The sequence below is a fragment of the Prosthecodimorpha staleyi genome, assembly GCF_018729455.1.
Lineage (GTDB): Bacteria > Pseudomonadota > Alphaproteobacteria > Rhizobiales > Ancalomicrobiaceae > Prosthecodimorpha > Prosthecodimorpha staleyi.
In genome coordinates this window covers 305,443-330,471 of record NZ_JAHHZF010000007.1, presented here as the reverse complement: position 1 = coordinate 330,471, position 25,029 = coordinate 305,443, and the positions used below count along the sequence as shown (strand labels likewise).

The following is a 25,029-nucleotide window of genomic DNA, read 5'->3' as shown; positions in this document are numbered from 1 at the left end:
TGGCGGCAGGCTTGCCTCGGCGGCCGCCGTCAGATGTCGGCCCGCATGACATAACGGCGCATCACGTCGCGGATCACGGCAAGCCGTGCCTCGGCTTCCTCGGGCCGATGAATGTCGCGGCCGAAGGTGATGGCAACCGTATAGGCGCCGGCGACGCTGAACCAGCAGAGGCTGGAGAGTGAATGCCAGACATCGACCGGATCGAGGCCGGCACGGAACACGCCGGCCTTTTCGCCGCGCTCCAGAAGATTGGTGACGATCTCGATCAACGTGGCGACGCCGAGTTCCTCGCGCGAGACGGCCCGCAGGTTCTCGCCGCGATGCAGGTTCTCGATCCCGACCAGCACCAGGAAATCCGGATTGTTCAAGTAGTAGCGCAGCGTGAAGCCGCACATTTCGTCCAAGGCCGCAACGGGATCGTCGGGGAAGCAAAACTCCGCCTCCAGGCGGCGCAGGCGCCGGTAGGCCTGGACAAGAACCTGGCGGAAGAGCAGTTCCTTGCGCTCGAAATGCCGGTAGACCAGCGCCTTGTTGACGCCCGCCGCCTTGGCGATGTTCTCCATGGTGGCGCCGGCAAGACCGTTGGCGACGAATTCAGCCTCCGCCGCAGCCAGGATCGCCTCGCGGGTCCGGCCGGTCCGCTCCTCGTAACTCGCCGTACGCTTCTCTGACGCGGTCACCGGTTCTCCGTTCGAGACGATCGTCGCGCGATCTTGGGCGGAAACGGTCCGGCCGGATGTCCTCATCCACACCGAACGGGCGCCAGTGGTTCGATCGAGATGGATGCTACCCATCCGTCTCGCGAATCCGAACCACAAGCTCTTTTTCTGCACGGCCCATTCAATCTGACATTTGCAGGATGCGAATGTCAGATTTTGACCGCCGACAGGCCCGATCGGCCTTCTGAAGTCGTCGGCCGGCCGGACGGACCGCCCCCTTCAGCTTTCCTTCGCGCCCCAGCCGCCGCCGCCCGGCGTCTCGACCGCCACCACCTCGCCGGGCTTCAGCGTCAGCGACCCTTTGCCGGGCAGAGCACGCCGGTTTCCGGCCGCGTCCTCCATCCAGTTGAGGCCGGTCGACCCGTCGCTCCCGCCATGAAGGCCGTAGGGGGCGAAGATGCGCCGGTCGGTCTGCAGCGAGACGCGCGCCTCGTGGTCGAGGATGCGCAAGGCGCGCACAATGCCTTCGCCGCCGGGATGGCGGCCCGGACCGGCGGATCCTTCGCGCAGTTCGTAGCGCTCGACCCGGAATGGATAGCTAATCTCCAAGGCCTCGATGGGCGTGTTGAGGGTGTTGGACATGTTGGCATGGACACCGCTCATGCCCGGCCCCATCGGCCGCCCGCCCTGGCCGCCGCCGATCGTCTCGATATAGGTGTAGGGCTTGCCGTTGCGCGGGTCGCGTCCGCCGATGCCGATGAGGTTCATAGTGCCCTGGCTGGCGGCCGCGATCCGGTCGGGCGCGAACTGGGCGAAGACCTTCAGTACCGTGTCGGCAAGTCGCTGCGTCGTCTCGGTGTTGGCGGCACAGACGGCAGCCGGGCGGCGCGCGTCCAGGAAGGAGCCCTCGGGCACGCGGATCTCCACCGGCCGCATCACCCCGGCATTGGGCGGCAAGGTCGGGTCCATCAGAATCTTGATCGAATAGAAGACGGCGGAATGCACCATCGCCTGCACGGCGTTGATGTTGCCGCGCCGGAGCGGGGCCGAGCCGTCGAAATCGAAGATCATGCGATCGGGCCGAAGCTCGACTTTCAGCCGGATCGGGACCGGATCGGGATCGGCTCCGTCGTCGTCCAGACAATCCTCCGCCGACCAGCTTCCGGTCGGGAACTCCGCGAGCCGCTTCAGCATGCGCCGCTCGGTATAGTCCAGGATGGCGTTCATGCCGGCCTCGAGCCCGTCGGCACCGAAGCGGTCGGCCATTTCTTCGACCCGCCTTATGCCGATGCGCAAGGCCGCCAACTGCGCATTGATATCGCCCCTACGCTCCTCGGGTGTCCGCACGTTGGCGAGGACCATCGCCATGATATCGCGCTGTTCGACGCTCCGCCGATACAGGAGCACCGGTGGGATGATCAGGCCTTCCTGGTAGATTTCGGTCGAGCGGCCGGGCATCGAGCCCGGCTCCATGCCGCCCACGTCGGAATGATGCGCCCGGCTCGCCACATAGGCGACTGCGCGGCCCGCGACGAAGACGGGGGCGATCAGGGTGATGTCGGGCAGATGGGCGCCGGCCAGATAGGGATCGTTGACGATCACCACGTCGCCGTCCTGGAGCGGCTCGATCAGCGCCAGGGTCGGCCCCACCGCCTTCAGCATGGAGCCCAAATGGACCGGCACATGCTCGGCCTGGGCGACCAGTTGCGCCCGCGCATCGAAGATGGCGCAGGAGGCGTCCATGCGCTCCTTGATGTTGGGGGAGAAGGACGTGAGCTTCAGCACCACTCCCATTTCCTGGGCGGTCGCTTCCAGCGCGTTCTTGAGAACTTCCAGGCGGATCGGGTCGAAGTCGGTCATTGGGCGACCTCCACGATAAGACTGCCGGATGGGTGCACGGTGAGGGTATCGCCGGGATAGACGACCGTGGTGGCTGATATTTCCTCGATCACGGCAGGTCCCCGGATCACGTCGCCGGCCTTCAGCCCGTCGCGGTGATAGACCACGGCCTCGTGCAGCGTGACCGGCGCGGTCGGGTCGAAGGGCTCGAAATGAATGGCCCTCATCCCCTTGATGGCCGCTTCCGCCGGTGTCCCGGTGCCAGCCGCCAGCGTCGGCAGGACCGGCTTGTCGATCCGGCCGATGCCGGTCACCACGAAGCCGACGATCTCGATCGGTGCCGACGGGTCGGCGTGGCCGAAGCGGGCGCGGTGCGCCGCATGAAACCGTTCGGGCAGGCCCGTCCAGAAATCCGCTGTCTCGATGTCGACCGGAATGGGCAGGTCGTAGCTCTGGCCCACATAGCGGACATCGATCTTGACCTCGATCCGGCGCCGGTGCGCCGGAACGCCGTCGGCATCCAGATGATGCACCGCGCGATCGACCTGGGCGCGGATCGCCGGCAGGGCATCGGAAACCCCGTCCGCACGCCACCGGGCGATACGGGTTTCGGCAAAGGTGTGGTGCAGGTCGGAGATCAATTGTCCGAGGGCGCAGAGAATGCCGGGCGTCGGCGGCACCATGACGCGCGGCATTCTCAGCTCGCGCGCAACCGGGCTGCCGTGCATGGGACCGGCCCCGCCGAACGGCACCAGCGTGAAGTCGCGAGGATCGTAGCCCCGTTCCACCGAGACGACGCGAATGCCGCGCACGATGTTGGCATGGGCGACGCGCAGGATGCCGGCCGCCGCCGCGACGAGGTCGAGGCCGAGCGGCTCGGCGATGGTGCGAGCGATGGCGGTGCGGGCAGCCGCCACGTCGAGACCGAGATCGCCGCCCAGGCGGGACTCGCCGTCGAAGCGACCAAGCACCAGATTGGCGTCGGTCACGGTCGGACGGTCGCCGCCGCGACCGTAGCAGACCGGACCCGGGACGGCTTCCGCGCTCATCGGTCCCACCCGGAGGGCGCCGCCCTCATCGATCCAGGCGATCGAACCGCCGCCCGCCCCGATCGCGTTGATGTCGATGACGGGCAGGCGGATCGGCACGGTCTCGAGCGTATTCGTGCGGGTGATCTCCGGTCGGCCCTTCCGGATCAGGCTGATATCCGTGCTGGTGCCGCCGATATCCATCGTGACGATGTCGTCGATACCGGCGAGGCCAGCGACATGGGCGCTCGCCACCACACCTCCGGCCGGGCCGGAGAGAACGGTATGGACCGGCTTCAGCCGGGCGCTTTCGACGCTCATCAGACCGCCGGCCGCATCCATCACCATGACCGGGCGGTCGCCGGCCAGACCGAGGCCGTCCTCGGCATCGGCCAGGAGCGTGCCGAGCGAGGCGAGATAGTCGTGCATCACGGGGCGCAGATAGGCATTCAGGACCGTGGTGCTGGCCCGCTCATACTCCCGGAATTCGCCATTGACCTCGGTCGATATGCAGACCGGCACGCCGGGCAGAAGCGCCTCCAGAAGCGCTTGGGTGCGTCTTTCGTGCGCCGGATTGGCATAGGAATGCAGGAACAGGATCGCGACCGCTTCGACATTCCGGGCCGCCAGGTCCTTGGCGACGGCGCGGACATCCTCCTCGTCGAGGGGATCGATCTCGACCCCGCCGGGGCCGAGGCGGCCGCCCACGGTGAAGCACAGCTCCTGCGGCACGAGTTGGGCGGGACGCACCACGGAGAGATCGAACAGTGTCGGTCGGTTCTGGCGGCCGATCAGAAGGAGGTCGCGAAAGCCGCGATTGGTGACGAAGGCGGTGAGCGCGCCCTTGCGCTGGATTACCGCATTTGTGGTCGTCGTCGTCCCGTGGCCGACATAGCCCACATCGCGTCCGTCCGCGCCGGCCAGCGCAATGGCGCGACGCAGTCCGTCGACGGTGCCGCGGGCACGGTTCTTCGGAGTCGTCGAGACCTTCGAAACCGTGATGGTTCCGGTGCTTTCGTCATAAGCGATGCTGTCGGTGAATGTTCCTCCGACATCAGACGCCACCCGCAGTCGACCGGCCATGTCGCATCCTTCGCTATAACTATAACGTTATCGTTACAGATAGCCACAAGGGCCGCGGCCGGTAAAGGGGCGCAACGACGCCGGGCCGAAACGCAATCCCCGAGCGCCCGGCTGGCGCGCGTCAGGGGTCGGGCAGACCATCGCCTCCGGCGGTCGTCGGGCTCCTGGAACGGGTGGAGCCGTCCCCACGGGGCCGACGATCCCGAGCCGGCACCCCCGCCGAAGGGGAGCGACGGCGAGCCGCTCCATCCGCCGTCGTTCCGAGGGAAGCGAAGCCTGGTGGCAGCAGGGCGCCTTCAACCGCCCCGGCGGGATCGATGGCCGTCCCGTCTGCACACATCTTCCATTGGCCCGGACGCGATGAGCAGCGAGAAGCAGCATCGCGAACAGATTGGCCGTGACCGCAGCGGATCCGAACGGGCAGGCGCGTTCGCGACGCGAAGCGGCACGGGCCGCAATCGTGTTTCTGTCGCGGCCAGCGACTTTCGAATGCGACACCCAATTCTGTGTCGGGGATCGAATGCCGAGGATTGAATGATGCAGTCCTGCACATCGCAATCGTCGAAGCAGCCCGATTCAATCCCGTGATGCCTGCAACGATGAACAGGCCTCAATATACTCATCTGGATGGGTGCCCGGAATCTTGGGCTTGATCAGCATCGCCAAGCCTCCGCTTTGCTATATATCGGCAATTGCTCCCAAGGCAGACCGGACCGGATCCTCGGACGGCAGTTGTACGGTGAAGACCGAACCGAAGCCGAGCGACGATGTGGCCGTGATCGTTCCTCCGGCCTGGCTGACCAGCGAATAGGAGATGGACAGACCCAAGCCGGTTCCCTGCCGGGCCTTGGTGGTGAAGAAGGCATCGAAGATGCGCGGCAGCGTGTCCGGTTCGATGCCAAGGCCGGTATCTGACACCGTGATCGACACTGCCGGTCCGTCGCGCCCGGTCGTATCCTGGGTGGCGATCGACAGGGTGCCGCCGTCGGGCATGGCATGAATCGCGTTGACGAACAGGTTGATCAGCACCTGCTGAAGGTCGGTCCGGTTCATGGCGATCCAACCGGCGGCCAGGTCGCGGCGGCGAATTTCGACCTCCGCCCGCGCGAAACTGTGTCGGACCAGCAAGAGGCTGTCGGTGATCACATCGGCCGGCCGGTAGGCGCCCGAACTTTCGGCGAATTCCGCCGGACGGGCGAATTGCAGGAGCTTGCCGACGATCAGGTCGATCCGGTGGACCTGCTCGTCGATCAGCGCGAACTCCGTACCGACCGGATCGGCGGCGGCACCGAGGATTTCCCGGGCGACGTCCAAATTGCCTTGGATCACCGCGACCGGATTGTTGATCTCGTGCGCGACCCCGGCCGTGATCTCGCCGATCGCCGCCAGTTTCTCCGACATGACAAGCTGCTGTTGAGTCTCTGCGAGCCGTTGATTGGCCGCGCGCAGTTCGCGGGTGCGCAGGTCGACGCGGCGATCGAGCTCCTCGGCCCATTCGCGCAACTCGCGGTCGCGCGCCTGGAGGCTGTCGAGCAGCCCGTCGAAGTGATGCGCGAGCCGGCCGATCTCGTCGCGGTTGGCGACATGCCCCGTGCGGGCTCCGAGATCCCCGGCCTCGACCTGCTCGATGGTCGCGTCCATCCGCTCGATCGGGCTGAAGATGGCGCGCGCCCAGCGCAGGAAGACCGGGATCGACAGGGCGGCGACGACCAGGAAGGCCGCGACGACGGCCGCCACGAAGGCGAGCTTCTGCAGGCGAAACGGCTTTTCGAGAAAGCCGACATAGAGCATGCCGATCCGCCGGCCGCCTCCGTCGGCAATCGGCTCGTAGGCGGAGATGTACCAGTCGTTGACCACGAAGGCACGGTCGAGCCAGATGCGGCCTTCGTCCAGCACCGCCCGTCGCACCGCGGCGGAGACGCGGGTGCCGAGCGCGCGCTGCCCTTCGAACAGCCGGACATTGGTCGAGATGCGCACGTCGTCGAGAAACAGGGTGGCCGTACCGCGGCTCCCCTCCGGAAGGCTGGCATCCTTGTAGACGAGATCGTTCATCGTATCGATGAAGTCGAGATTCTGATTGAGAAGCCGCCCGCCGGCCAGGGCACCCGGCGTGCCGCCCGGCAGCCGCACCGGAACCGCCGACAGGATGACCATCCCGCGGGTCTCCGCCACCCGGTCCGTCGGGACCGCATTCGGCGTGTCGACCAGATCGATGCGTGCCCGCTCCTCGCTGCCCGGCGCAACCCGCGCCAGTTCGTCCGCCGCCATGATGTCGATCTCGGTGCCGGCACGCCCCGCCAGCGCGCCGGCCACGACCCGGTGCGGCGGCAGGGTCAGGCCCGGTTCGTCCTCGTCGCCGACGGCGAGCCGGCCACCCTCCCCGACCAGATGCAGGAAGTCGAAGCCGAGTTCCGCCCGCCGCCCGGCCAGGAACCGGCGCGTCGCTGCCCCATCCCCGGCTTCCAGAATGCGCGCGAAGGCGATGCTGTCGCCGAGCGCATGCAGGGTCTCGTCGCTGCGCTCCTTGAGGCGCTCCAGATATTGCCGTGCGATGGTCAGGTCGCCGTTGACCTTGACGATCAGGAGGCGGTCGAACCCGGACGCCCACCATCCGACCACGAGCAGGAGCAGGAGCGGCAGCACCAGGACCGTCGGCAGCAGGGCGATGGCGATCAGCCGGATCCGTACCGAGAGGCCGCGGCGCGCCGCCACTATCGGCCCGGGCTCCCGGTCACGCATTCCAGACGGCCACTTTCCGGTCCAGGGTCTTGCGCGAGACGCCGAGACGACGGGCAGCCTCGGCCTTGTTGCCGCCCGCCGCATCGAGCACCGCCAGGACGTGGTTCTTCTCGATTGCCTCCAGCGTCTCCTCGCTGGCCGGCCGGCGGCGGGTCGCACCGGCCACGAGGTCGCCGGGAAAGCTGCCGATGATCAGCGACCGCTCGATCACGCTGCGCAGCTCGCGCGCATTGCCAGGCCAGCGGTAAGTTTCCAGGTCGGCCAGCACATCCGGGGTCAGGGCCAACGGCGGCATGCCCAGCCGCTCGGACAGATCCGACATGAACAGGCGCGCCAGCGGCTCGATATCTTCGATCCTGTCGCGCAGCGGCGGGATCGGGATCGAGAGCACGTTGAGCCGATAGAACAGATCCTGGCGGAAGCGGCCGGCCGCAACCGTGGCGGGCAGATCGGCATTGGTCGCGGCGACCAGGCGGATGTCGATCGGCACCTCGCGCTCTGCACCGACCGGGCGAACGCGCTTGTCCTCGATGACGCGCAACAGCTTCGACTGCATGGCGAGCGGCAGTTCGCCGATCTCATCCAGGAACAGCGTGCCGCCCTGGGCATAGGAGAACAGGCCCTCGCGCGCCGCCGCCGCGCCCGTGAAGGCACCCTTCAGGTGGCCGAACAGTTCGCTCTCCAGCATGTCGGGTGGGATCGCGGCGCAATTGACCGGCACGAAGGGCTTTTCGGCACGCGGCGAGCCGAAATGCAGGGCGCGCGCGGTGACCTCCTTGCCGGTGCCGGATTCGCCGGTGATCAGGACCGTCGTCGGCAGCGGCGCGGCGCGGGCGACCACCGCGCGTAACCGCTCGATCGCCGCCGAGCATCCGACGATGCCGCCGGTGCCGGCCGAGCTGACCGGCTGGGCGGCCAGTTGCCGGCGCAGGACGAAATTCTCGCGGCGCAGCCGGGCGCGATCGAGCGCGCGGGCGACCGCATTGAGGATCTGGTTGGCGCGGGCCGGCTTCAGGACGAAGTCGCTGGCGCCGGCGCGCAGGGCCTGGATGGCCGTCTCGAGATCCGCGAAGGCGGTGATCAGCACGACCTCGCCGAAGAAGCCGCCCTGGCGCAGTTCCCCCAGCCATTCGATCCCGGTCCGCCCGGCCATCACGTTGTCGAGAATCACGAGATCGAAAGGCGCGGCATCGATCAGCCGCTGGGCCGCGACCGTGTCGGCCGCCTCCTCGACCCGGCGGCAGCGCGGCGCCAGCATGCGCATCATGAAATTGCGCATGCCCGGCTCGTCGTCGACGATCAGGATGCTGGCCGCGGCGAGCAGCGGGCTGAAAGCCTCGTCAGCCTTCCCGGCGGGTTCACTGGCGGTCGATCTGTCCATGCCGGTCCCTGGCTGGCAGCCCGCGGACGGGCCGCATCGTCCGGCGGAAGGGCGACACCCGGGACGGACTCAGCCGTGCCGGACCGCCTCCCGCCGGACCGACAACCCTCAATGGAACAGAACGACCGCCTTCTGCAAGGTGATCCACACGCCCCACAGGAGCGGCAGACCGACCGCCGCCCAGGCGAGGCCGACCACGACCAGAGAGGCCGACCTCATTCCGGCGACAGACGGATCGCGGCGGGTGCCGCCGGCGGCGCCGGCCTTGCCTTCCTCCAGGAAGTCCTCGAAATCGGCATGGACGCCGGATTCGCGGGCCGCGATCGCGGCGGCGGAGGTCTTGCGCAGGCGCGCCACGTCCGCATCCGTCATGTAGTGCCGCTCGGCGACCGCCCGGACCAGCAGGTTGCAGACGAGGCCGAGGACGAGCAGGCCGGCCATGATGTACATGGTCTGGTCATAGGCCGCCTCGCGCGGGATGCCGGCCGCGAGCTGGTATTCGCGCAGGTAGTTGACCAGCACCGGGCCGAGTACCCCGGCGGTGGCCCAGGCGGTCAGCAGCCGGCCGTGGATTGCGCCGACCATGTGGGTTCCGAACATGTCGGCCAGATAGGCCGGCACGGTCGCGAAGCCGCCGCCATACATCGACAGGATGATGCAAAAGAAGAGCACGAACAGCAGCACGCTGCCCTGATGGGCGATGGTCGGGACCGAGGCATAGAGCACCAGGCCCAGGATAAAGAAGACCGAATAGGTCGCCTTGCGGCCGATCTTGTCCGAGAAGGACGCCCACAGGAAGCGGCCGGCGATGTTGCACAGGCTGAGCAGACCGGTGAATCCGGCCGCGATGGCGGCGATCTGGCCCTTCTGTACGGCCGACAGTTCGGCGAACTTCACGTCGACGCCGATCAGCTTGCCGCCGAATACCTCCTGCAGCATCGGCGAGGCCATGCCGATGACGCCGATTCCGGCCGACACGTTGAGGCACAGCACCGCCCAGATCAGCCAGAATTGCGGGGTCTTCCAGGCGATGTCGAGATGGACGTGGCGGCTGGTGACCATCGCATTGGTGCTGGCTGCCGGTTGGGTCCAGCCGGCCGGCTTCCAGCCCTCGCGCGGCACGCGGTAGCCGAGCGCGCCGCCGATCATGAACACGAAATAGATCGCCGCCATGGCCAGAAACGTCTCGTAGACGCCGACCGAGGTCGGTGTGGCGAAGTGCTTCATCAGCATGTCGGCGAGCGGCGCACCGATCATCGCGCCGCCACCGAAGCCCATGATGGCCATGCCGGTGGCCATGCCGCGACGATCCGGGAACCACTTGATCAGGGTCGAGACCGGCGAGATGTAGCCGAGCCCGAGGCCGATGCCGCCGATCACGCCCGAGCCGATCCACAGCATCCAGATCTGGTGCAGCTTGACGCCGAGCGCCGAGATGACCAGTCCGCCGCACCAGCAGAGCGCGGAGACCAGACCCGCCTTGCGCGGCCCGGCCGTTTCCAGCCATCCGCCGAACACGGCTGCCGAGCAGCCGAGAAAGACGAAGAACAGGGTGTACATCCACCCCAGCATGGAAATCTGCCAATCGCAGCCGGTGGCGAAGATCGTCTGCACGAAGCTCATGTCGGCCGGGCAGGCGACCGGCGCCGTCACCCCGACCGCGCGCGACAGCGGCAGCCAGAACACCGAGAAGCCGTAGGCCATGCCGATGCACAAATGGATGGCGAGCGCGGCCGGCGGCACGAGCCAACGGTTGAAGCCGGATCGCGCGACGGTGCGCTCCCGGCTGAGAAAGGACGGCGAATAGACCGCAGCGACGGACATCGATGTTTCCTCCGAGCTTTTTTCTTGGTTGGCCCGGATCGTCGAACGCCGGGCCCCGATCGCACGGAGCAAACCGCAGGCCAAGGGTATTCGGCAGGATTTCCCTCGGTAGAGCGCGGCGGAGGAGAGACATTTTGTCCAGGTGAAGAGGCCCGGTCCGACGTGCCGAGACATTTTGGCCCGTTGCAGGGGTGAGCGCTCGGCCGGAGTCCGATCGGCCGGTCCGAAAGCCTCGCGCCCGGCGCCCCCATCAGAAGCCGGATGCCTCGGGACGATGGTTCTGCATACCGGAGAGGCCATACGGCGCGCCGATACGGTCGCGTCATGCAGGAGAGTTCGACCGACTTTGCTGCCGTCCAGCTACATCACGCGATGGGACACGATCACACGATCCGTGCCGCCGGTCCCTGGCCCGTCACGACCACCAGGCGGCGCGAAGGGTTCCCGGTCGTCTGCAGCCGCTGCACGTCCGGCGGATTGGGGTGAGGTTCAGGCCTCGTTCGTCGTTGCGGCAGGACGGGTCGGCTCGCGCTGGAGCAGGATGCTGGCCAGGGCGAGCAGGCCGGAGCCGAGGATCAGGAACAGCGAGACGGCGTTCAGGACTGGAGTCGAGCCGCCCTTCACCATGCGGTCGTACATGGTGATTGTCAGCGGCGCGTCGGAGCCGACCAGCATCAGCGTGGTGTTGAAATTCTCGAAGGAGACCAGGAAGGCGACCAGGAAGCCGGCGACGAGGGCCGGGCGCAGGAAGGGCAGCGTCACCGTGGCGAGCACCCGGGCCCGACCGGCGCCGAGATTGAGCGCCGCCTCCTCCAGCGCGCCGTCGAGCTTGCGCAGGCGGGCGGCGACGACCAGCGTGGTGATGGTGGTCAGGAAGGAGAGCTGACCGAGCACCACCAGAACAAGGCCGGGCCTGAGGAAGGTCAGCTCGAGATCGAGCCGGTCTTCCAGCGCATTGGCGATCGAGCTGGCGAAGACCAGGATCGAGATGCCCAGGATGACGCCGGGGATGACCAGCGGGATCACCATCAGGACGAAGAGGATGCGCTTGCCGGGGAAGTCCTTGCGCTCGAACAGGAAGGCGTTGGTGGTGCCGATCGCGGTCGCCGCAGTGGCGACGATCAGACCGACGACGAGGGAATTCGCCAGACCGACCAGGAGCCGTCGGTCGTGGAACATGCCGAGCCTGGGTTCGGCGGTGCCGAAGAACCAGTCGAGCGTGAAGCCACGCCAGGGCAACGCGGCGAATTCGGAATCGTGGAAGGCGAAGACGCCGGCGGCGGCCAGCGGGGCGACCAGATAGACGAAGAACAGCACCACGTAGCCGCCATAGCAGACGCGGAGCAGAGCGGAGCGGGGTTCGGCGGCGTTCATGGGGCGATCACCTCCGGGCCACGGTGGTGGCCAGTTGCTGGCCGGTCAGGCGCAGACCGATCCACACCACGAGGGATGTGAAGATCAGGAGCGAGACGCCGAAGGCGGCACCGGACTCCCAGTTGAACCGGGTGATGAACTGGTCGTAGATCTGCTCGGTGAACCACATGCTGGTCTTGCCACCGAGCAGGACGGGGGTGAGGTAGCTGCCCGCCGTCAGCATGAAGACGATGATCGAGCCGGACACGATGCCGGGCATCGCGTAGGGCACCACGATGCGGCGCAGGACCGTCAGGCGCGAGCCGCCGAGGTTGAAGCCGGCCTCGATCAGGCTGTCGTCCATGCCGTCGAGGGTGGAGACCAGCGGCACGATCATGAACAGCACGACCGTGTAGACGAGGCCCACCACCACGGTCGCGTCGTTGTAGAGCAGTTCGACTGGCCCGGCGACGAGGCCCAGCGCCTGCAGGGCTCCGGAGACGATGCCGGTCTCGCGCAGGAGAACGATCCAGCCGAAGGCGCGCACGAGGTCGCTGACCCACAGGGGAACCAGGCAGAGCAGCAGCAGGGCCGCCCGGGAGCGGGCGCGCGCCACCTTGGCGATGTAGAAGGCGACCGGGAAGGCGACCAGCAACGCCAGCGCGGTGACCAGAAGCGACATCACCGCCGTGCGCAGCAGCGTGTTGAGATAGATGGGCTCCTTCAGGAAGGCGACGTAGTTGCCGAGGCCGTATTCGAATACGCGCGGCGCGATCTTCTCGCGCAGCGACAGGAGCACGACGCCGACATGGGGCAGCACGATCAGCAGCCCGATCCACAGCACGAAGGGCGTCAGCAGGAGGAACAGCGCCAGGCGGTCGGCGTCTCGTGTCCTCATGGCGCCCGCCCCTCGGCAAGGAAGCAGCGGGCGCGTTCGGCCGGCCAGGCGACCTCGACGGCCTCGCCCTGCGCGATGCCGGCGGCGGCGCCGGATTGCGGCAGATCGGCCTCGACGATCTGGCCGTTGGCGGTGCGGACCAGAAGGCGGCTCGCTGCGCCGTTGAACAGGATGCTCTCCACGGTGCCCGAGAGGCGGTTGACCTCGCCGCCGTCGACGGGTTCGGCCGAGCTGCGCCGGACCTCGATCGCCTCCGGCCGGACGAAGACCGCAATGCGGTCGCCGATCGCGGGACGGCGCGAACGCTCGGCCCAGTGGCCGATCATGCCCTCGCCGGAGGTCGTGGCGAAGGCGATCCGGTCGCCGTCGGTCCGCACCACGGCGGCGTCCCAGCGGTTGGAATCGCCGACGAAGCCCGCCACGAAGGCGGTGGCAGGCGCATGATAGAGTTCCTGTGGCGTGCCGATCTGCTCGAAGCGGCCGTGATTCATCACCGCTACGCGATCGGACATGACCAGCGCCTCCGACTGGTCGTGGGTGATGTAGAGGAAGGTGGTGGTGAACTGATGCTGCAGGAGCTTCAGCTCGATCTTCATCCGTTCGCGCAGCTTCAGATCCAGGGCGCCGAGCGGCTCGTCGAGCAGCAGCACGTCCGGCTCCAGAACCATGCAGCGTGCGATCGCGATGCGCTGCTTCTGGCCGCCCGAAAGCTGGTGAATCTGCTTCTCGGCGACGCCGGGCAGACCGATACGATCGAGCACCGCCGTGACGCGGCGCCGGATCTCCTCCCGACCCATGCCGCGGCAGCGCAGGCCGTAGGCGATGTTCTCACCGACATTCATCATCGGGAACAGGGCGAGGTGCTGGAACACCATCTTGACGTTACGGCGGTTCGGCGGCGTGTCGACCACCGAGCGGCCGTCGATCAGGATATCGCCGCCGCTCGGCTCCTCGAAGCCGGCGATCATCCGCATCAGTGTGGTCTTGCCGCAGCCCGACGGGCCGAGGATCGAGAAGAAGGATCCGCCCGGCACCGAGAAGGACACCCCGTCGACGGCGAGGAAGCGACCGAAGCGCTTGGACACGTCCTGGCAGGCGAGGTCTGAAGGCATCGGGCTCCCCGGTTTCGGTCGTGGCGGCATCGCCGCGACCCTGGCTCGACGTATCGGTGGAGGGGGCGGCCGATGTCGCACGTCACGGCATCGGCCGGGCCCCGACGGGCCGGATCACTTCGCGGTGGCGGCCTTGATGCGCTCCAGGGTCTTGCCCTCGATGTCCTCGACGCCGGGCTGGATCACCGCCGCCCACTTGATGTTGGCGATGTCGGCATCCGTGAACGCCGCCTTGATGGCTTCCTTCTTGTCGGCCGGCATGACGTCGATGCCCCCCTTGACGGCCGTTACGGCGCCGGTCTTGGCGCCCATCAGGGCCGCGATCTCGGGGCGGGTGACGAAGTTGATCCACTTGTAGGCGGCGTCGTCGGCGCGGCCCTTCTTGGGCAGGGCGAAGCTGTCGATCCAGCCGACAGCGCCGCTCTTCGGCGGCACGTAGACGATGTTCTTGTTCTGGGCGAAGATCTTGAAGGTGGTGGAGTCCCAGGTATCGGAGGCGACCGCCTCGCCGGAGAGCATCATGGCGGACAGGTCGTCGCCGCCGCGCCAATAGGCCTTGACGTTGTCCTTGCAGGCGATCAGCCGGTCGGCGACCTTGCTCATGATCTCCTGATACTTTTTCAGGTCGCCGTAGGCCGCGTAGGGGTCCTCGCCCATCGCGAAGGCGCTGCCGACCAGGATGGTGCGGGCGAGGCGCATCGAGGTGCGGCCCTTGTATTTCGGGTCGCACAGATCAAGCCAGTCCTTCAGGTCCGGAGCCTTGGTCTTGTCGACCATGATGCCGGAGGTACCCCAAAGATGCGGCACCGCATAGACCTTGCCGTCGATGCTGGTCGAGGCGACCACACGGTTGAGCATGATCGGGTCGAACCGGCCGGTCTCGATCTTCGACAGGTCGAGCGGCTTGTAGATGTCGAACTCGACATGAGCCGCCTTGATGCGGTTGAAGCCCGGCTGGGCGAGATCGAAGCCGCTGCCGCCGGTCGCACGCAGCTTGGCGATCATCTCCTCATTGTTGGAGAGGGTCACCTCGACCTTGATGTCGGAATACTCCTTCTCGAAGGCCTTGATCACCTCGTCGGAGGCGTAGCCGCCCCAGGTAAGGAGGCGCAACGTCTCGGCGCCGGCCGGCAGCGCGGCCGAGACGACCGAGAGGGCGGTGGTCGCGGCGAGGATGAAGAGATGCCGTTTCATGACTTCGTCTCCTGTCTGTCGGCGGCCTCCCGGCCGGTGGATCGGGACCCGGCGGCCCGGCAGCTCGACGCCGGGACGACCGCAGCCCGAGGTTCGTTTAGAGCATGCTGACCTGATGGGTGGAGCGGGCGAGCCATTCGGGGGCGATCTCGACGCCCCAACCGGGCTCGGCCGGAATGGTCACGTGGCCGTCGACGACCCGGTAGGGGTCGTTGCGGTAGAGGCCGTACTGCCAGGGATAGTAGTCGGCCTCCTCGATGGAGAATTCGAGATAGGCCCCGGCATTCTCGAGAGCGCCGAGAAGATGCATGGTGAACAGCGTCACCATGCCGAGATTGGCGCTGTGCGGCGTGCAGGGGAGGCCGGCCGCGGCAGCCATGCGGGCGACCCGCAGGGTACGGACGATGCCGCCGATGTAGCAGACATCGGGCTGGACGATGTCGACCGCGCGCATGCCGATCATCTGCTTCCAGACCGGCATGAAGCAGTCCTGCTCGCCGCCGGTGACATCGAGATCGAGCGCGTCGCGGACCTCCTTGGTCTGCTCGAGCTCCCAGTAGGGGCAGGGCTCCTCGAAATGGACGACGCCGTGATCCTCCAGCATGCGCCCGACTTCGATGGCGCGGCGGGGCGAATAGCAGCTGTTGGCATCGACCAGGAGGGTGGCGCCGTCGCCGAGGGCACGGCGGACCGCGGGCACGATTTCTTCGGTACGGCCGGGCCATTCGTCCTGGTCGTGGCCGTACTCGGCACCGACGCGGAACTTGAAGGCGTCGAAGCCATGGGCGTCGCGCAGCCGCAGGAAGCGCTCGGCCTCGGCTTCGGGCGTGATGTCGCGCTTCATCGAGGACGCATAGGTCCTGAGCCGGCCGGGCGTACCGCCGAGCAGCTCGCAGACGCTTTTGCCGGCGACCTTGCCGGCCAGATCCCAGAGCGCGGTCTCCAGGCCGCAGGTGGCGCGGCAGAGATAGGAGCCGGGGAACTTGTGTTCCTTCTCCGGGATCATGTCGACGATCGCCTCGATGGCGGTGGCGTCATGACCGAGGGTCCAGGGCGCCACCTGTCGGTGGACGATCTGGCAGGTAATGTCGGCATTGTAGGTGGAGACCTGGCCCCAGCCGACATCGCCCGTGTCGGCAGTCACCTTGACGAAGCCGACGAAATGGTCGGCGAAGGTCTCGATGCGGGCGATCTTCATGGCGGCAGAATTTCCTGACCAGGATGCGGACAGGTTCCTAGGGCTAGGCCAACATTGGTCTTGTGAGGAGGGCCATTCCAAAGCCTTTTGGCAGACCACTCCGCCGGAGCCGGCGGCCGAACATCCTCAAGTTGCTGGCGGGTGGCGGCCCTGACGCAACGGACGGTGCCGGGTGGGGGGCACGCCGGTCGCCGACGAACGCGGCCATGTCAGCAGCAACGGAGGCAATTTTCTGGGAACGGCCGCCGGAGGGAAATGAGCTGAGATCCAACCTTTTCTGGGTCTATAACCAGGTTGCTCGGGCTTGATGCTGCAGTCGGCCGGTTTCGCGGTCCGGATGCGTCCCTCGGTTGCTCGATTGCGCGATCTCCAGACGCAAGCCTTTGCGCTGGCCAAGAAGAGGTTCCCGGTCGTGAAGCCAAGGGCTACGAAGCGAGGTCACGGGACGGTCGATTTCCGTGCGGCTTTGCCGATGGACCAGATCACGCCGCTGGCCGTTCGCGAGCGGCTGTCGTTCCGGCTGCGCAAGCTGATCGGACCGGGCGGGCGCATGACACTCGCGGAGGCCGCGAAAGCCACCGACATTTCCGAGACGACGCTGAAGGCCTATGTCGAGGGGCGTGCCTGCCCGAACCTCGCGCGCTACGGCCGGCTTCTCAGGGTGTTTGGTCCGGAGGTCGGCATGGAGCTTGCCATGATGATCGGCTGGGAGCCGCGCGCCTCCAATTCCCGGCTGCCGGTCACAGAGGATCTCCGCGCCGTGCGCGATGTCACCGCCCAGACCATAGGGGCCATCGACCGGGCGCTCTCGCACGGCGTCAGCCTGTCCGATCCGTCTCCGACGCCGGACGCGGCTCGGCAAGCATCCGGTCGAGCAGCCGCAGCCGCTCGACCAGCTCGCTCCTGAAGGCGGCGAGGTCGATCGCGCCCGGCTGGCTGCTCTCGCTGCGCGGCATCCAGCCGTACATCCGGTCAATATCCCGGCCGAGCTCGGGGCCGAGCACCAGGAGGAGCCGCTTGAACTTGGCGAGGTTGGGACAGGCCGTGCCGGCCGCATAGGCCTTGAGCGAGCGTTCGTCGATGCCGGTCAGGTCGGCCACGCCGCGATAGGACCAGCGCCGGCCGGGGCCGATCATCTTGCGCAGCTGGAGCGAAAGCCGCCGGGTCACCTCCGCTGTGGTGATGTTTGAGACGTCCAATGCGTCCCCGTCCGGCCGCTGCCCCACGGCACCCTCCTTCAAAACTGCTTTGTCGACAAGTATAGCCGATTAATCCGTATCAACAAAGGGTTATGGCCAACAGGCGAACGTTTTGCGGGAAATCGTCATTGAATCGAGGCGTCGTCCGTCGTCCACTCCGGAAAAAGCGGGAGGGCATCGTGTCCGGCGAGCGTGCGATCGAAACGAAGGAACGGCAAGGCCTCCGGCGGCCGCCGAAGGCGCGCCGGTCGCCGGAGGCCGCCACGGCCTGGGGCTTTGTGCTGCCGCTGGTCGTCGCCGAATTGGCCTTCGTCGCGGCGCCGCTCGCGCTCGGCGCCTGGTACAGCCTGTTCCGGGTCGACTACTTCGAGCTCACCCAGTTTCGCGGCCTCGGCAACTACTGGACCGTCCTGACCTCGACGATGGTGCAGCAGTCGCTCGTCGCGACCCTCCTGTTCTCCGCCTTCTCGCTGCTGTTCACCGTCGGTCTCGGAATGGCGCTGGCGCTGCGCCTGGAGGCGGACACGCGGACCAATACCTGGATGCGGGCGATCGTGCTGGTGCCCTACGTGATCAGCATGCTGGTCGGCTCGCTCCTGCTGCGCTGGATTTATTCCCGCGATGCCGGCCTCTCCGGCTTGCTTCTCGGCCCCTTCGGGCTGGCCGATTTCTCGCTCCTCGCCGACCCGGCGACCGCCATGGCGGCGCTCGTCTCCAATGCCGTCTGGCGCGACAGCGCCTTCGCGATGATCGTCCTGCTCGCCGGCCTGAAGGCGATCCCGGGTCAGCTCTACGCGGCGGCCCGGGTGGACGGCGCCGGACCATGGATGCGTTTCACACGCATCACGCTGCCGCTTCTGCGCGTGCCGATCCTGATCGCCGTCGTCCGGCTCCTGATCCACTTCGTCAATGTGCTGACCTTCGCTTTGGTGCTCACCGGCGGCGGGCCCAACAATGCCACCCAGACGACCGGCCTCGCCATGTACCGGCTCGGTTTCGTCGACTTCCGCATCGGCGAGGCCAATGCGCTGGCGCTCCTGGTCTTCGTCTTCAATCTCATCATGATCGGCGCGAACCTCGTCCTGTTCCGCCGCGGCCGGAGCCTCTCGCCATGACCCGTCCCGGCACGACGCCGCGCCCCGCCGCGGCCCCGCCCGCCCACCGGACCAGGTCCTGGCGCCGCCGGCGTGCCGGCCGCAGGCTCGGCGGTCTCGCCGCCGACCTCCTGATCGCCGCGGTCGCGCTCGGGCCGATCCTTTGGGGCTTGTCCACCTCGCTGAAGCCGGCCTCCGAGATCCTCGCCTATCCGCCTGAACTGGTTCCGTCGCGTCCGACGCTCGAGCATTACGCGCTCCTCTTCACCACCGGCATCCATCGCTTCGTGCTGAACAGCGCCGTCGTCTCCGTCGTCGCGGTACTCCTGTCGCTGGCGATCGGCAGCCTCGCGGCCTACGCCCTCGCCCGGCTGCGCTTCCGCGGCAAGACCGCGCTCCTCTTCGGCGTCGTGGCGCTGATGAGCATCCCGCTGCCCTCGGTCCTGGTGCCGACCTTCACGCTTCTCACCTCCGTCGGCCTCGCCGACAGCCTGACCGGGCTCGCGCTCCTCTACACCGCCTATCAGCTGCCGATCGTGGTTTGGCTGCTCTACGGATATTTCGGCTCGCTACCGATCGAACTGGAGCAGGCCGCCCGCATCGACGGCTGCTCGCGGATCGAGACCCTGCGCAAGGTCGTATTGCCGCTCTCCGGGCCTGGCTTGGTGGCGGCCGGCCTCTTCGTCCTCACCTTCGCGTGGAACGACTTCGTCGTTGCGGTCGTGATGGTGTCGTCGGAGAGCGTGAAAACCCTGCCGGTCGCCATCTACGGCTATCTGGGCTTCTACGGCCGCGACTGGGGGCCGCTCACCGCCTCGGCGATGCTCTCCATCCTGCCCGTCATCGCCGTCTTCCTCCTGTTCCAGCGCTATTTCCTGTCCGGCATGACCGGCGGCAGCATCAAGGGCTGAACCATGACCAGCGTCACCTTCGCCGGCGTGCGCAAGACCTACGGCGATGCCGTGGCGCTTGCCGGCCTCGATCTCGCCATAGAACCGGGCGAGTTCGTCGCCCTGCTCGGACCCTCCGGCTCCGGCAAGACCACCACCCTCAATCTCCTCGCCGGCCTGATCGACGCCGACGACGGAGAGATCCGGATCGGCGGTCGGATCGTCAACGACGTGACGCCCGACCGGCGCGACATCGCCATGGTCTTCCAGAACTACGCCCTCTACCCCCACCTCACCGTCTTCGAAAATCTCGAATTCCCGCTCAGGGCGCGCGACCGCCGCGTCGCCGCTGCGGTGGTGGAGGCGAAAGTCGACCGCGTCGCCGGCACGCTCGGCCTCGGCGACCTGCTGCACCGATACCCCAAGGAACTCTCCGGCGGCCAGCAGCAGCGCGTCGCGCTCGGCCGCGCGATGATCCGCGATCCGAAGGTATTTCTGCTCGACGAGCCGCTGTCCAACCTGGACGCCCGCCTTCGGATTCGCATGCGCCGAGACATCAAGGCGCTTCATGAGGCGATCGGCTCGACCATCGTCTACGTCACCCACGATCAGGCCGAGGCGATGACGCTGGCAACGCGGATCGCGGTCTTCGCCGAGGGGCGCCTGCAGCAGTTCGCGAGCCCCGCCGAAATCTATGCCCGGCCGGCCAACCTGTTCGTCGCCGGGTTCCTCGGCGAACGCGAGCCGGTGCTGATGACCGGGCGGCTCGAGACGGGCGGCGGCCTCGCCTTCGTGGCCCCCGACGGCCGGCTCGCGCTCGACGCCGCCGCCGCCCGCCACCTCGCACCCTTCTCCGGCCGGCCCGTCGTCCTCTGCATCCGGGCCGAGGCGCTGCGTCCGTCCCGGGTGGCGGATGGTGCCGATGGGGCCGTCGTCGCGCAGGTCGAGCTCTCCGGCCCCGACGCGATCCTCTACTGCCGGCTCGACGGCGGCGCCGAGGTGGTCGCCCGCGCCGACCCGTCCGACGGCTTCGCCAAGGGCGACCGCATCGGCCTGCGTGCCGACGCCGCGCGCCTGACCGCGTTCGATCCGGCCACGGGAGCGGCGCTCGGCGCCGGAGCGTAGATCATGTCCGAGACACTCAATCTGGAGAAATGGGACGTGCTGGTGGTCGGCGCCGGTGCAGCCGGGATCGGCGCCGCGATCGCAGCGGCGCGCAACGGAGCCCGGGTCCTGCTGGTCGATGCCGGGCCGATGGTCGGTGGCGAACTGGTCTCCGGCATCCCGGTCGACGGCTGCCTGTCGAGCCGCGGCGAATGGGTGGTCGGTGGCGTCTGCCGCGAACTCTTCGCCGAATGCGAACGGCTCGGCGGCTATATCGGCCCGATCAACGACTACCGGTCGCTGCATGTCGTCGCGGTCGATCCCGAGATCATGAAGGTGGCGGTGGTCAATCTGCTCTCGGCGGCCGGCGTCGCGCTGCGGCTCTACAGCTACGCCGACGGCGTGGTGATGGACGGCGACCGGCTGCGCGGCGTCATCGTGGTCACCAAGGGCCGGCGCGTGCTGGTGGAGGCGGCGACCGTGATCGACGCCTCCGGCGACGGGGACGTCGCGGTGGCGGCCGGTGTGCCTCACGAGATCGGCGATGCCGCGCTCGGCGAATTGCAGCCGGTGACCCTGATGTTCCGCATGATCGGCGTCGACGGCGAACGGCTTCTGCGCTTCGTACGCGACCACCCTGAAAATGCCGGCCTCGGCGAGTTCGAGGGCCTGGGCCTCGATCGCCGCCAATGCGCCGAGGCGCTCTACCGACAGGGCCTGCCGAAGGTCTTCCTGGTCGGCGACGGTCCCCTGATGCGCGACGCCATTGCGCGCGGGCTGCTGCACCGGTCGAGCATGATGGGCATCACCCCGACCTCGCTCGCCCGCCGCGAAGTCAGCGTCAACACCACCCGCGTCGGTCATCTGGACGCGACCGACACGGCGCGCCTCAGCTCCGCCTTCGCCGACCTGGTGCGCCAGGTCTGGGACTGCGCCGGCTTCCTGAAGGCCTGCGTGCCGGGTTTCGAGCGAGCCGTCTTCTCGGGCCTTGCCCCGCGGATCGGCATCCGCGAGACGCGGCGCATCCTGTGCGACGTGGTGCTCGGGGACGACGATGTTGCGCTCGCCCGCAAGCGACCCGATGGGATCGCCAAGGGGGCCCACGAGATCGACGTGCATCTCGCCGGTACGGGCCACCACCGTCGGCCGATCCAGGGAGGCGGGTCTTACGACATCCCGTTCGGCATGCTTATCGCCCGTGGCGTCGCCAACCTGATGGTCGTCGGCCGCTGCATGTCGGCGACCCGCATTGCCCATTCCTCGGCGCGCGTGATGGGCACCTGCCTCGCCATGGGCCAAGCCGCGGGCACCGCCGCCGCCATGCTGCGCGAGGACAACGACCCGCTCAACGACCTGCGTGCTCTGCCGGTCGACCGCCTGCGCGCGCGCCTCGCCGCCCAGGGCGCCATCCTGGAGGGAACCGCCTGATGGCCCAGCGCCTGCAGTCCCGCACCTATGACGTGGTCGTGATCGGTTCGGGCAGCGCCGGACTCGCTGCCTCGATCTCGGCCGCCCGCAACGGAGCGCGCACGCTGCTCGTCGATGCCGGTCCATCGGTCGGCGGCGAACTCCTGAGCGGGCTGCCGCTCAACGCCTGCCTCAGCGCCCGCGGCGAATGGGTGGTTGGTGGCGTCCTGCGCGACCTGCTCGACCGCTGCGATGCCATGGGCGGCCTTTTGCCCCCCTATTTCGACTGGCGCTCGCTGTGGCTGGTCTGCGTCGATCCGGAGATCATGAAAATCGCCTGCACCTTGATGGTCGCGGAAGCGGGTATCGATCTCCTGCTCAACACCTTCGCGGAAGACGTCGCCGTCGAGGACGGCAGGATCACCGGGCTGGTGATCGCCAACAAGTCCGGGCGGACCCTCGTCACCGCGGACGTCTTCATCGACTGCTCGGGAGACGGCGACATTGCGGTGCGGGCCGGAGCACCGTCCGAGAAGGGCGGCGACGACGGCGCCTTCCAGCCGGTCACCATGATGTTCCGCATGCAAGGGGTGGAGACCGCGCCGCTGCTCGATTTCGTGGTCGCCCATCCCGAGCATGTCGGCCTCGGCGAGCGGCCCGACCTCCTGCTCCTGGACAAGCGCGAGTGCGCGCGGCGCCTGCGCGAGCAGGCGGTGCCCTCCGTCTTCTTCGACGGCCGCAAGCCTTTCCTGTCGGAGGCGATCGCGCGCGGCGAACTGCACCCTTGCGGAATCCTGGCGATCTGTCCGGTTTCTCCGGCGCGCCAGGAGGTGAGCCTCAACACGACGCGGCTCGCCGATCTCGATGCCACCGATCCCGCGGCGCTCAGCGGGGCGCTTCCGCGGCTGATCGATCAGGTCTGGACCTGCGTCGGCTTCCTGCAGCGCCACGTGCCGGGCTTCGAACAGGCTGTCTTCTCCGGCCTCGCCCCGCGCATCGGCATCCGCGAGACACGCCGGATCATGGGGTTGGAAGTCCTCACCGGCGAGGACGTGCTAACCGGCCGCAAGCGCGACGACGGGATCGGCAAGGGCGCCCATGAGCTCGACGTCCACGGCGGCGGCCGAGAGCACCGGCGCGAGATGATCCGCGCCGGCGGCTCCTACGACATCCCGTTCGGCTGCCTGGTGCCACGCGAAGTCCTGAACCTGCTCGTCGCCGGCCGCTGCCTCTCCGCAACGCGGGAGGCGCACGGCTCGGCGCGCGTCATGGGCACCTGCATGGCCATGGGCCAGGCCGCCGGCACCGCCGCCGCGTTTGCAGCCGAATCAGGCACCTCAATCCGCCAGCTTTCCGTCCAAGCCCTTCGCGACCGCCTCCGCGAACAGGGTGCCATCCTGGAGACGGATCACTGAGGCGACCATGGAGGAAGCGATGTCAGCATTCCTGAACAGACGCCTCGCAATCGGACTGCCGCTCCTGCTCGCGCTCGGCGGCACGGCCGCGGCCGAGACCACCATCACGATGTGGACCTTTCTGGATCCCAACAAGGCGTCGCCGCGCGAGGTGGCGCTGAAGCAAATGATCGCGGCGTTCGAGGCGCAGAATCCGGCCATCAAGGTCCGGGTGGAGCCGCAGGACTTCGCCCAGATGCCGCCGAAATTCTTCCTCGGTCACCGCACCGGCGGCAATCCCGATCTGGTCTGGATCGACGCCAAGAATCTCGGCGGCCTCGCCAAGTCGGGCGCCGGCGCGGATCTCGATGCGGCGCTGGTGTCGAAATGGCCGGCCGGCGCCAAGGACGACTTCTTCGTCAAGGCCGGCTGGGATGCCGGCATCGCCGGCGGCAAGCTTGTCGCCCTGCCGCTCTTTCATGGCGCCAGCGTGATCTACTATCGCAAGGACCTGCTCGCCGCCGCCGGCATCGACCCGGCCTCGTTGACGAGCTGGTCGAAGCTGATGGAGGCCGCGAAGAAGACCACGGTGGTCAAGGACGGACGCACCGAGACCTGGGGTTTCGGCATGCCGCTCGCACCGATCAAGACCGAAAGCACACCGATGCTGATCGGCCTTCTCGATCAGGCCGTCCCGGTCTTCCAGAACTGCAAGGCCAACTACGCCAACGAGGTCGGGATCCGCGCGCTCACCTTCACGGCCGCCATGATCACCGACGCCAAGGTGACCCCGACCGAGGCCTTGGTCTCCAATGTCGACGACGTCACCGATCAGTTCATCGCCGGCCGCTACGCCATGGCGATCTCGTCCAACCTCCGCTACAGCGTGATCGCCAAGAACGCCAAGTTCGGCGCCGACCAGATCGGCATCCTGCCTTGGCCATCGTGGAGCGGCGAGAAGCCCGGCGCCATGCCGGTCTCCGGCTGGTGGGTCGCCGCCTGGGCGAAGTCGCCGCGGCTCGCCGAGGCGGCCAGGTTCGCCGAATACATGGTGAGTTCGGAGGGCGGCAAGCTGTGGGCCACGGTCGGTGGCCAGGTCCCGACGCGCAAGTCGCTGATGTCGGATGCCTTCTTCGCCAAGCCGGAGGCGGCCTGGGTGAAGACCATGATCGGCGCCTGGAGTGCGTCGAGTTGGATGGAGCCGACCGAGTGCAACACGCGGACGCTCCAGGCCGGGCTGAACGAGGCGCTGGCCCGCGTGATCCAGGACAAGATCGCCCCGAAGGACGCGCTTACGGAAGCGGAACAGAAATTCACCGGCGCCCAGTAGGGGGGTCGGCGCGCCGGGCCACGAGCCACCTTCCCCGGGGGATGAAGGGGGCCCGGATCACACGAGCGCGCCATGGCGAACGGGCGGGGTCCCGACCGGCGACGGTCGCAGCTCCGCCTCCAAGCCGGGTGGCGTGCGTCCCGTTTGCCGAGGGTCAATAAGCCCGACCGGGCGGAGACCGGGTCAGGATCGGACCGGCCGGCGAACTCAGTCAGCGGGAGGCCGCCGCGGCACGAAGGGTGGCGAAGGGTGTTGTCGTCGGCCCGCGCTCCGTCGACGATCCGTGTGAGGCGCCTCGCCCGG

At 67.8% G+C, this 25,029-nt stretch carries 19 protein-coding genes; 7 read left to right on the top strand and 12 right to left on the bottom strand.

Annotated elements, in window-relative coordinates:
• Positions 1-29: 29 nt before the first annotated feature.
• The 11 genes from KL771_RS16115 to KL771_RS16065 form a co-directional block, all read right to left on the bottom strand.
• Positions 30-680 carry a TetR/AcrR family transcriptional regulator gene (locus tag KL771_RS16115; protein WP_261969561.1) on the bottom strand — a complete coding sequence of 217 codons (651 nt, stop codon included), beginning with the start codon at positions 678-680 and terminating at the stop codon, positions 30-32.
• A gap of 258 nt (positions 681-938) precedes the next feature.
• The gene (locus KL771_RS16110; RefSeq protein ID WP_261969560.1) at positions 939-2,519 is read right to left on the bottom strand and encodes a hydantoinase B/oxoprolinase family protein; all 1,581 of its coding nucleotides are present in this window, start codon (positions 2,517-2,519) and stop codon (positions 939-941) included.
• A complete protein-coding gene (locus tag KL771_RS16105) occupies positions 2,516-4,609 on the bottom strand; it encodes a hydantoinase/oxoprolinase family protein (RefSeq protein ID WP_261969559.1) in 2,094 nt (697 codons plus the stop codon). The genes KL771_RS16110 and KL771_RS16105 overlap by 4 nt, the downstream gene beginning before the upstream one ends.
• Before the next feature lie 678 nt (positions 4,610-5,287).
• A complete protein-coding gene (locus KL771_RS16100) occupies positions 5,288-7,321 on the bottom strand; it encodes a sensor histidine kinase (protein ID WP_390866946.1) in 2,034 nt (677 codons plus the stop codon).
• 19 nt (positions 7,322-7,340) lie between these two features.
• Positions 7,341-8,729, bottom strand: coding sequence for a sigma-54-dependent transcriptional regulator (locus KL771_RS16095; protein WP_261969557.1), 1,389 nt, complete (start codon positions 8,727-8,729; stop codon positions 7,341-7,343).
• A gap of 108 nt (positions 8,730-8,837) precedes the next feature.
• A complete protein-coding gene (locus tag KL771_RS16090; protein ID WP_261969556.1) occupies positions 8,838-10,553 on the bottom strand; it encodes an OFA family MFS transporter in 1,716 nt (571 codons plus the stop codon).
• Positions 10,554-11,042: 489 nt separating this feature from the next.
• A complete protein-coding gene (locus KL771_RS16085) occupies positions 11,043-11,927 on the bottom strand; it encodes an ABC transporter permease (RefSeq protein ID WP_261969555.1) in 885 nt (294 codons plus the stop codon).
• Positions 11,928-11,934: 7 nt separating this feature from the next.
• On the bottom strand, positions 11,935-12,804 hold the full coding sequence (locus KL771_RS16080; protein WP_261969554.1) for an ABC transporter permease: 870 nt from the start codon (positions 12,802-12,804) through the stop codon (positions 11,935-11,937).
• Complete coding sequence (locus tag KL771_RS16075) at positions 12,801-13,916, bottom strand: ABC transporter ATP-binding protein (RefSeq protein ID WP_261969553.1); 1,116 nt, start codon at positions 13,914-13,916, stop codon at positions 12,801-12,803. Before KL771_RS16075 ends, KL771_RS16080 begins: the two co-directional genes overlap by 4 nt.
• A 114-nt stretch (positions 13,917-14,030) precedes the next feature.
• Positions 14,031-15,110: an extracellular solute-binding protein gene (locus KL771_RS16070; RefSeq protein ID WP_261969552.1), complete on the bottom strand. Its 1,080-nt coding sequence runs from the start codon at positions 15,108-15,110 to the stop codon at positions 14,031-14,033.
• 97 nt (positions 15,111-15,207) lie between these two features.
• The gene (locus KL771_RS16065) at positions 15,208-16,308 is read right to left on the bottom strand and encodes a mandelate racemase/muconate lactonizing enzyme family protein (RefSeq protein WP_261969551.1); all 1,101 of its coding nucleotides are present in this window, start codon (positions 16,306-16,308) and stop codon (positions 15,208-15,210) included.
• Positions 16,309-16,615: 307 nt separating this feature from the next.
• Here KL771_RS16065 and KL771_RS16060 point away from each other — a divergent pair, with 307 nt between their 5' ends.
• Positions 16,616-17,215: a helix-turn-helix domain-containing protein gene (locus KL771_RS16060; protein ID WP_261969550.1), complete on the top strand. Its 600-nt coding sequence runs from the start codon at positions 16,616-16,618 to the stop codon at positions 17,213-17,215.
• Here the strand turns inward: KL771_RS16060 and KL771_RS16055 are convergent.
• Complete coding sequence (locus KL771_RS16055; RefSeq protein ID WP_261969549.1) at positions 17,127-17,507, bottom strand: hypothetical protein; 381 nt, start codon at positions 17,505-17,507, stop codon at positions 17,127-17,129. The two genes, KL771_RS16060 and KL771_RS16055, sit on opposite strands and share 89 nt — an antisense overlap.
• 179 nt (positions 17,508-17,686) lie before the next feature.
• Between KL771_RS16055 and KL771_RS16050 the strand changes: the two genes are divergently transcribed.
• The 6 genes from KL771_RS16050 to KL771_RS16025 are packed head-to-tail and all read left to right on the top strand — an operon-like array spanning position 17,687 to position 24,726.
• Positions 17,687-18,622, top strand: a complete 936-nt coding sequence (locus KL771_RS16050; protein ID WP_261969548.1) for a carbohydrate ABC transporter permease — start codon at positions 17,687-17,689, stop codon at positions 18,620-18,622.
• Positions 18,619-19,512: a carbohydrate ABC transporter permease gene (locus KL771_RS16045; RefSeq protein WP_261969547.1), complete on the top strand. Its 894-nt coding sequence runs from the start codon at positions 18,619-18,621 to the stop codon at positions 19,510-19,512. The genes KL771_RS16050 and KL771_RS16045 overlap by 4 nt, the downstream gene beginning before the upstream one ends.
• 3 nt (positions 19,513-19,515) lie before the next feature.
• Positions 19,516-20,616 carry an ABC transporter ATP-binding protein gene (locus KL771_RS16040; RefSeq protein WP_261969546.1) on the top strand — a complete coding sequence of 367 codons (1,101 nt, stop codon included), beginning with the start codon at positions 19,516-19,518 and terminating at the stop codon, positions 20,614-20,616.
• Positions 20,617-20,619: 3 nt separating this feature from the next.
• Positions 20,620-22,023 carry an FAD-dependent oxidoreductase gene (locus KL771_RS16035; RefSeq protein ID WP_261969545.1) on the top strand — a complete coding sequence of 468 codons (1,404 nt, stop codon included), beginning with the start codon at positions 20,620-20,622 and terminating at the stop codon, positions 22,021-22,023.
• The gene (locus tag KL771_RS16030) at positions 22,023-23,417 is read left to right on the top strand and encodes an FAD-dependent oxidoreductase (protein ID WP_261969544.1); all 1,395 of its coding nucleotides are present in this window, start codon (positions 22,023-22,025) and stop codon (positions 23,415-23,417) included. Before KL771_RS16035 ends, KL771_RS16030 begins: the two co-directional genes overlap by 1 nt.
• A 19-nt stretch (positions 23,418-23,436) precedes the next feature.
• On the top strand, positions 23,437-24,726 hold the full coding sequence (locus tag KL771_RS16025) for an ABC transporter substrate-binding protein (protein WP_261969543.1): 1,290 nt from the start codon (positions 23,437-23,439) through the stop codon (positions 24,724-24,726).
• The last annotated feature ends 303 nt before the right edge of the window (positions 24,727-25,029 follow it).

Bases quoted from the DNA above. Each gene is read 5' to 3' on its own strand.
- KL771_RS16110 (WP_261969560.1), bottom strand. From the start codon at position 2,519: ATGACCGACTTCGACCCGATCCGCCTGGAAGTTCTCAAGAACGCGCTG.
- KL771_RS16105 (WP_261969559.1), bottom strand. From the start codon at position 4,609: ATGGCCGGTCGACTGCGGGTGGCGTCTGATGTCGGAGGAACATTCACC.
- KL771_RS16095 (WP_261969557.1), bottom strand. From the start codon at position 8,729: ATGGACAGATCGACCGCCAGTGAACCCGCCGGGAAGGCTGACGAGGCT.
- KL771_RS16090 (WP_261969556.1), bottom strand. From the start codon at position 10,553: ATGTCCGTCGCTGCGGTCTATTCGCCGTCCTTTCTCAGCCGGGAGCGC.
- KL771_RS16085 (WP_261969555.1), bottom strand. From the start codon at position 11,927: ATGAACGCCGCCGAACCCCGCTCCGCTCTGCTCCGCGTCTGCTATGGC.
- KL771_RS16080 (WP_261969554.1), bottom strand. From the start codon at position 12,804: ATGAGGACACGAGACGCCGACCGCCTGGCGCTGTTCCTCCTGCTGACG.
- KL771_RS16075 (WP_261969553.1), bottom strand. From the start codon at position 13,916: ATGCCTTCAGACCTCGCCTGCCAGGACGTGTCCAAGCGCTTCGGTCGC.
- KL771_RS16070 (WP_261969552.1), bottom strand. From the start codon at position 15,110: ATGAAACGGCATCTCTTCATCCTCGCCGCGACCACCGCCCTCTCGGTC.
- KL771_RS16065 (WP_261969551.1), bottom strand. From the start codon at position 16,308: ATGAAGATCGCCCGCATCGAGACCTTCGCCGACCATTTCGTCGGCTTC.
- KL771_RS16060 (WP_261969550.1), top strand. From the start codon at position 16,616: ATGCTGCAGTCGGCCGGTTTCGCGGTCCGGATGCGTCCCTCGGTTGCT.
- KL771_RS16045 (WP_261969547.1), top strand. From the start codon at position 18,619: ATGACCCGTCCCGGCACGACGCCGCGCCCCGCCGCGGCCCCGCCCGCC.
- KL771_RS16040 (WP_261969546.1), top strand. From the start codon at position 19,516: ATGACCAGCGTCACCTTCGCCGGCGTGCGCAAGACCTACGGCGATGCC.
- KL771_RS16035 (WP_261969545.1), top strand. From the start codon at position 20,620: ATGTCCGAGACACTCAATCTGGAGAAATGGGACGTGCTGGTGGTCGGC.
- KL771_RS16030 (WP_261969544.1), top strand. From the start codon at position 22,023: ATGGCCCAGCGCCTGCAGTCCCGCACCTATGACGTGGTCGTGATCGGT.
- KL771_RS16025 (WP_261969543.1), top strand. From the start codon at position 23,437: ATGTCAGCATTCCTGAACAGACGCCTCGCAATCGGACTGCCGCTCCTG.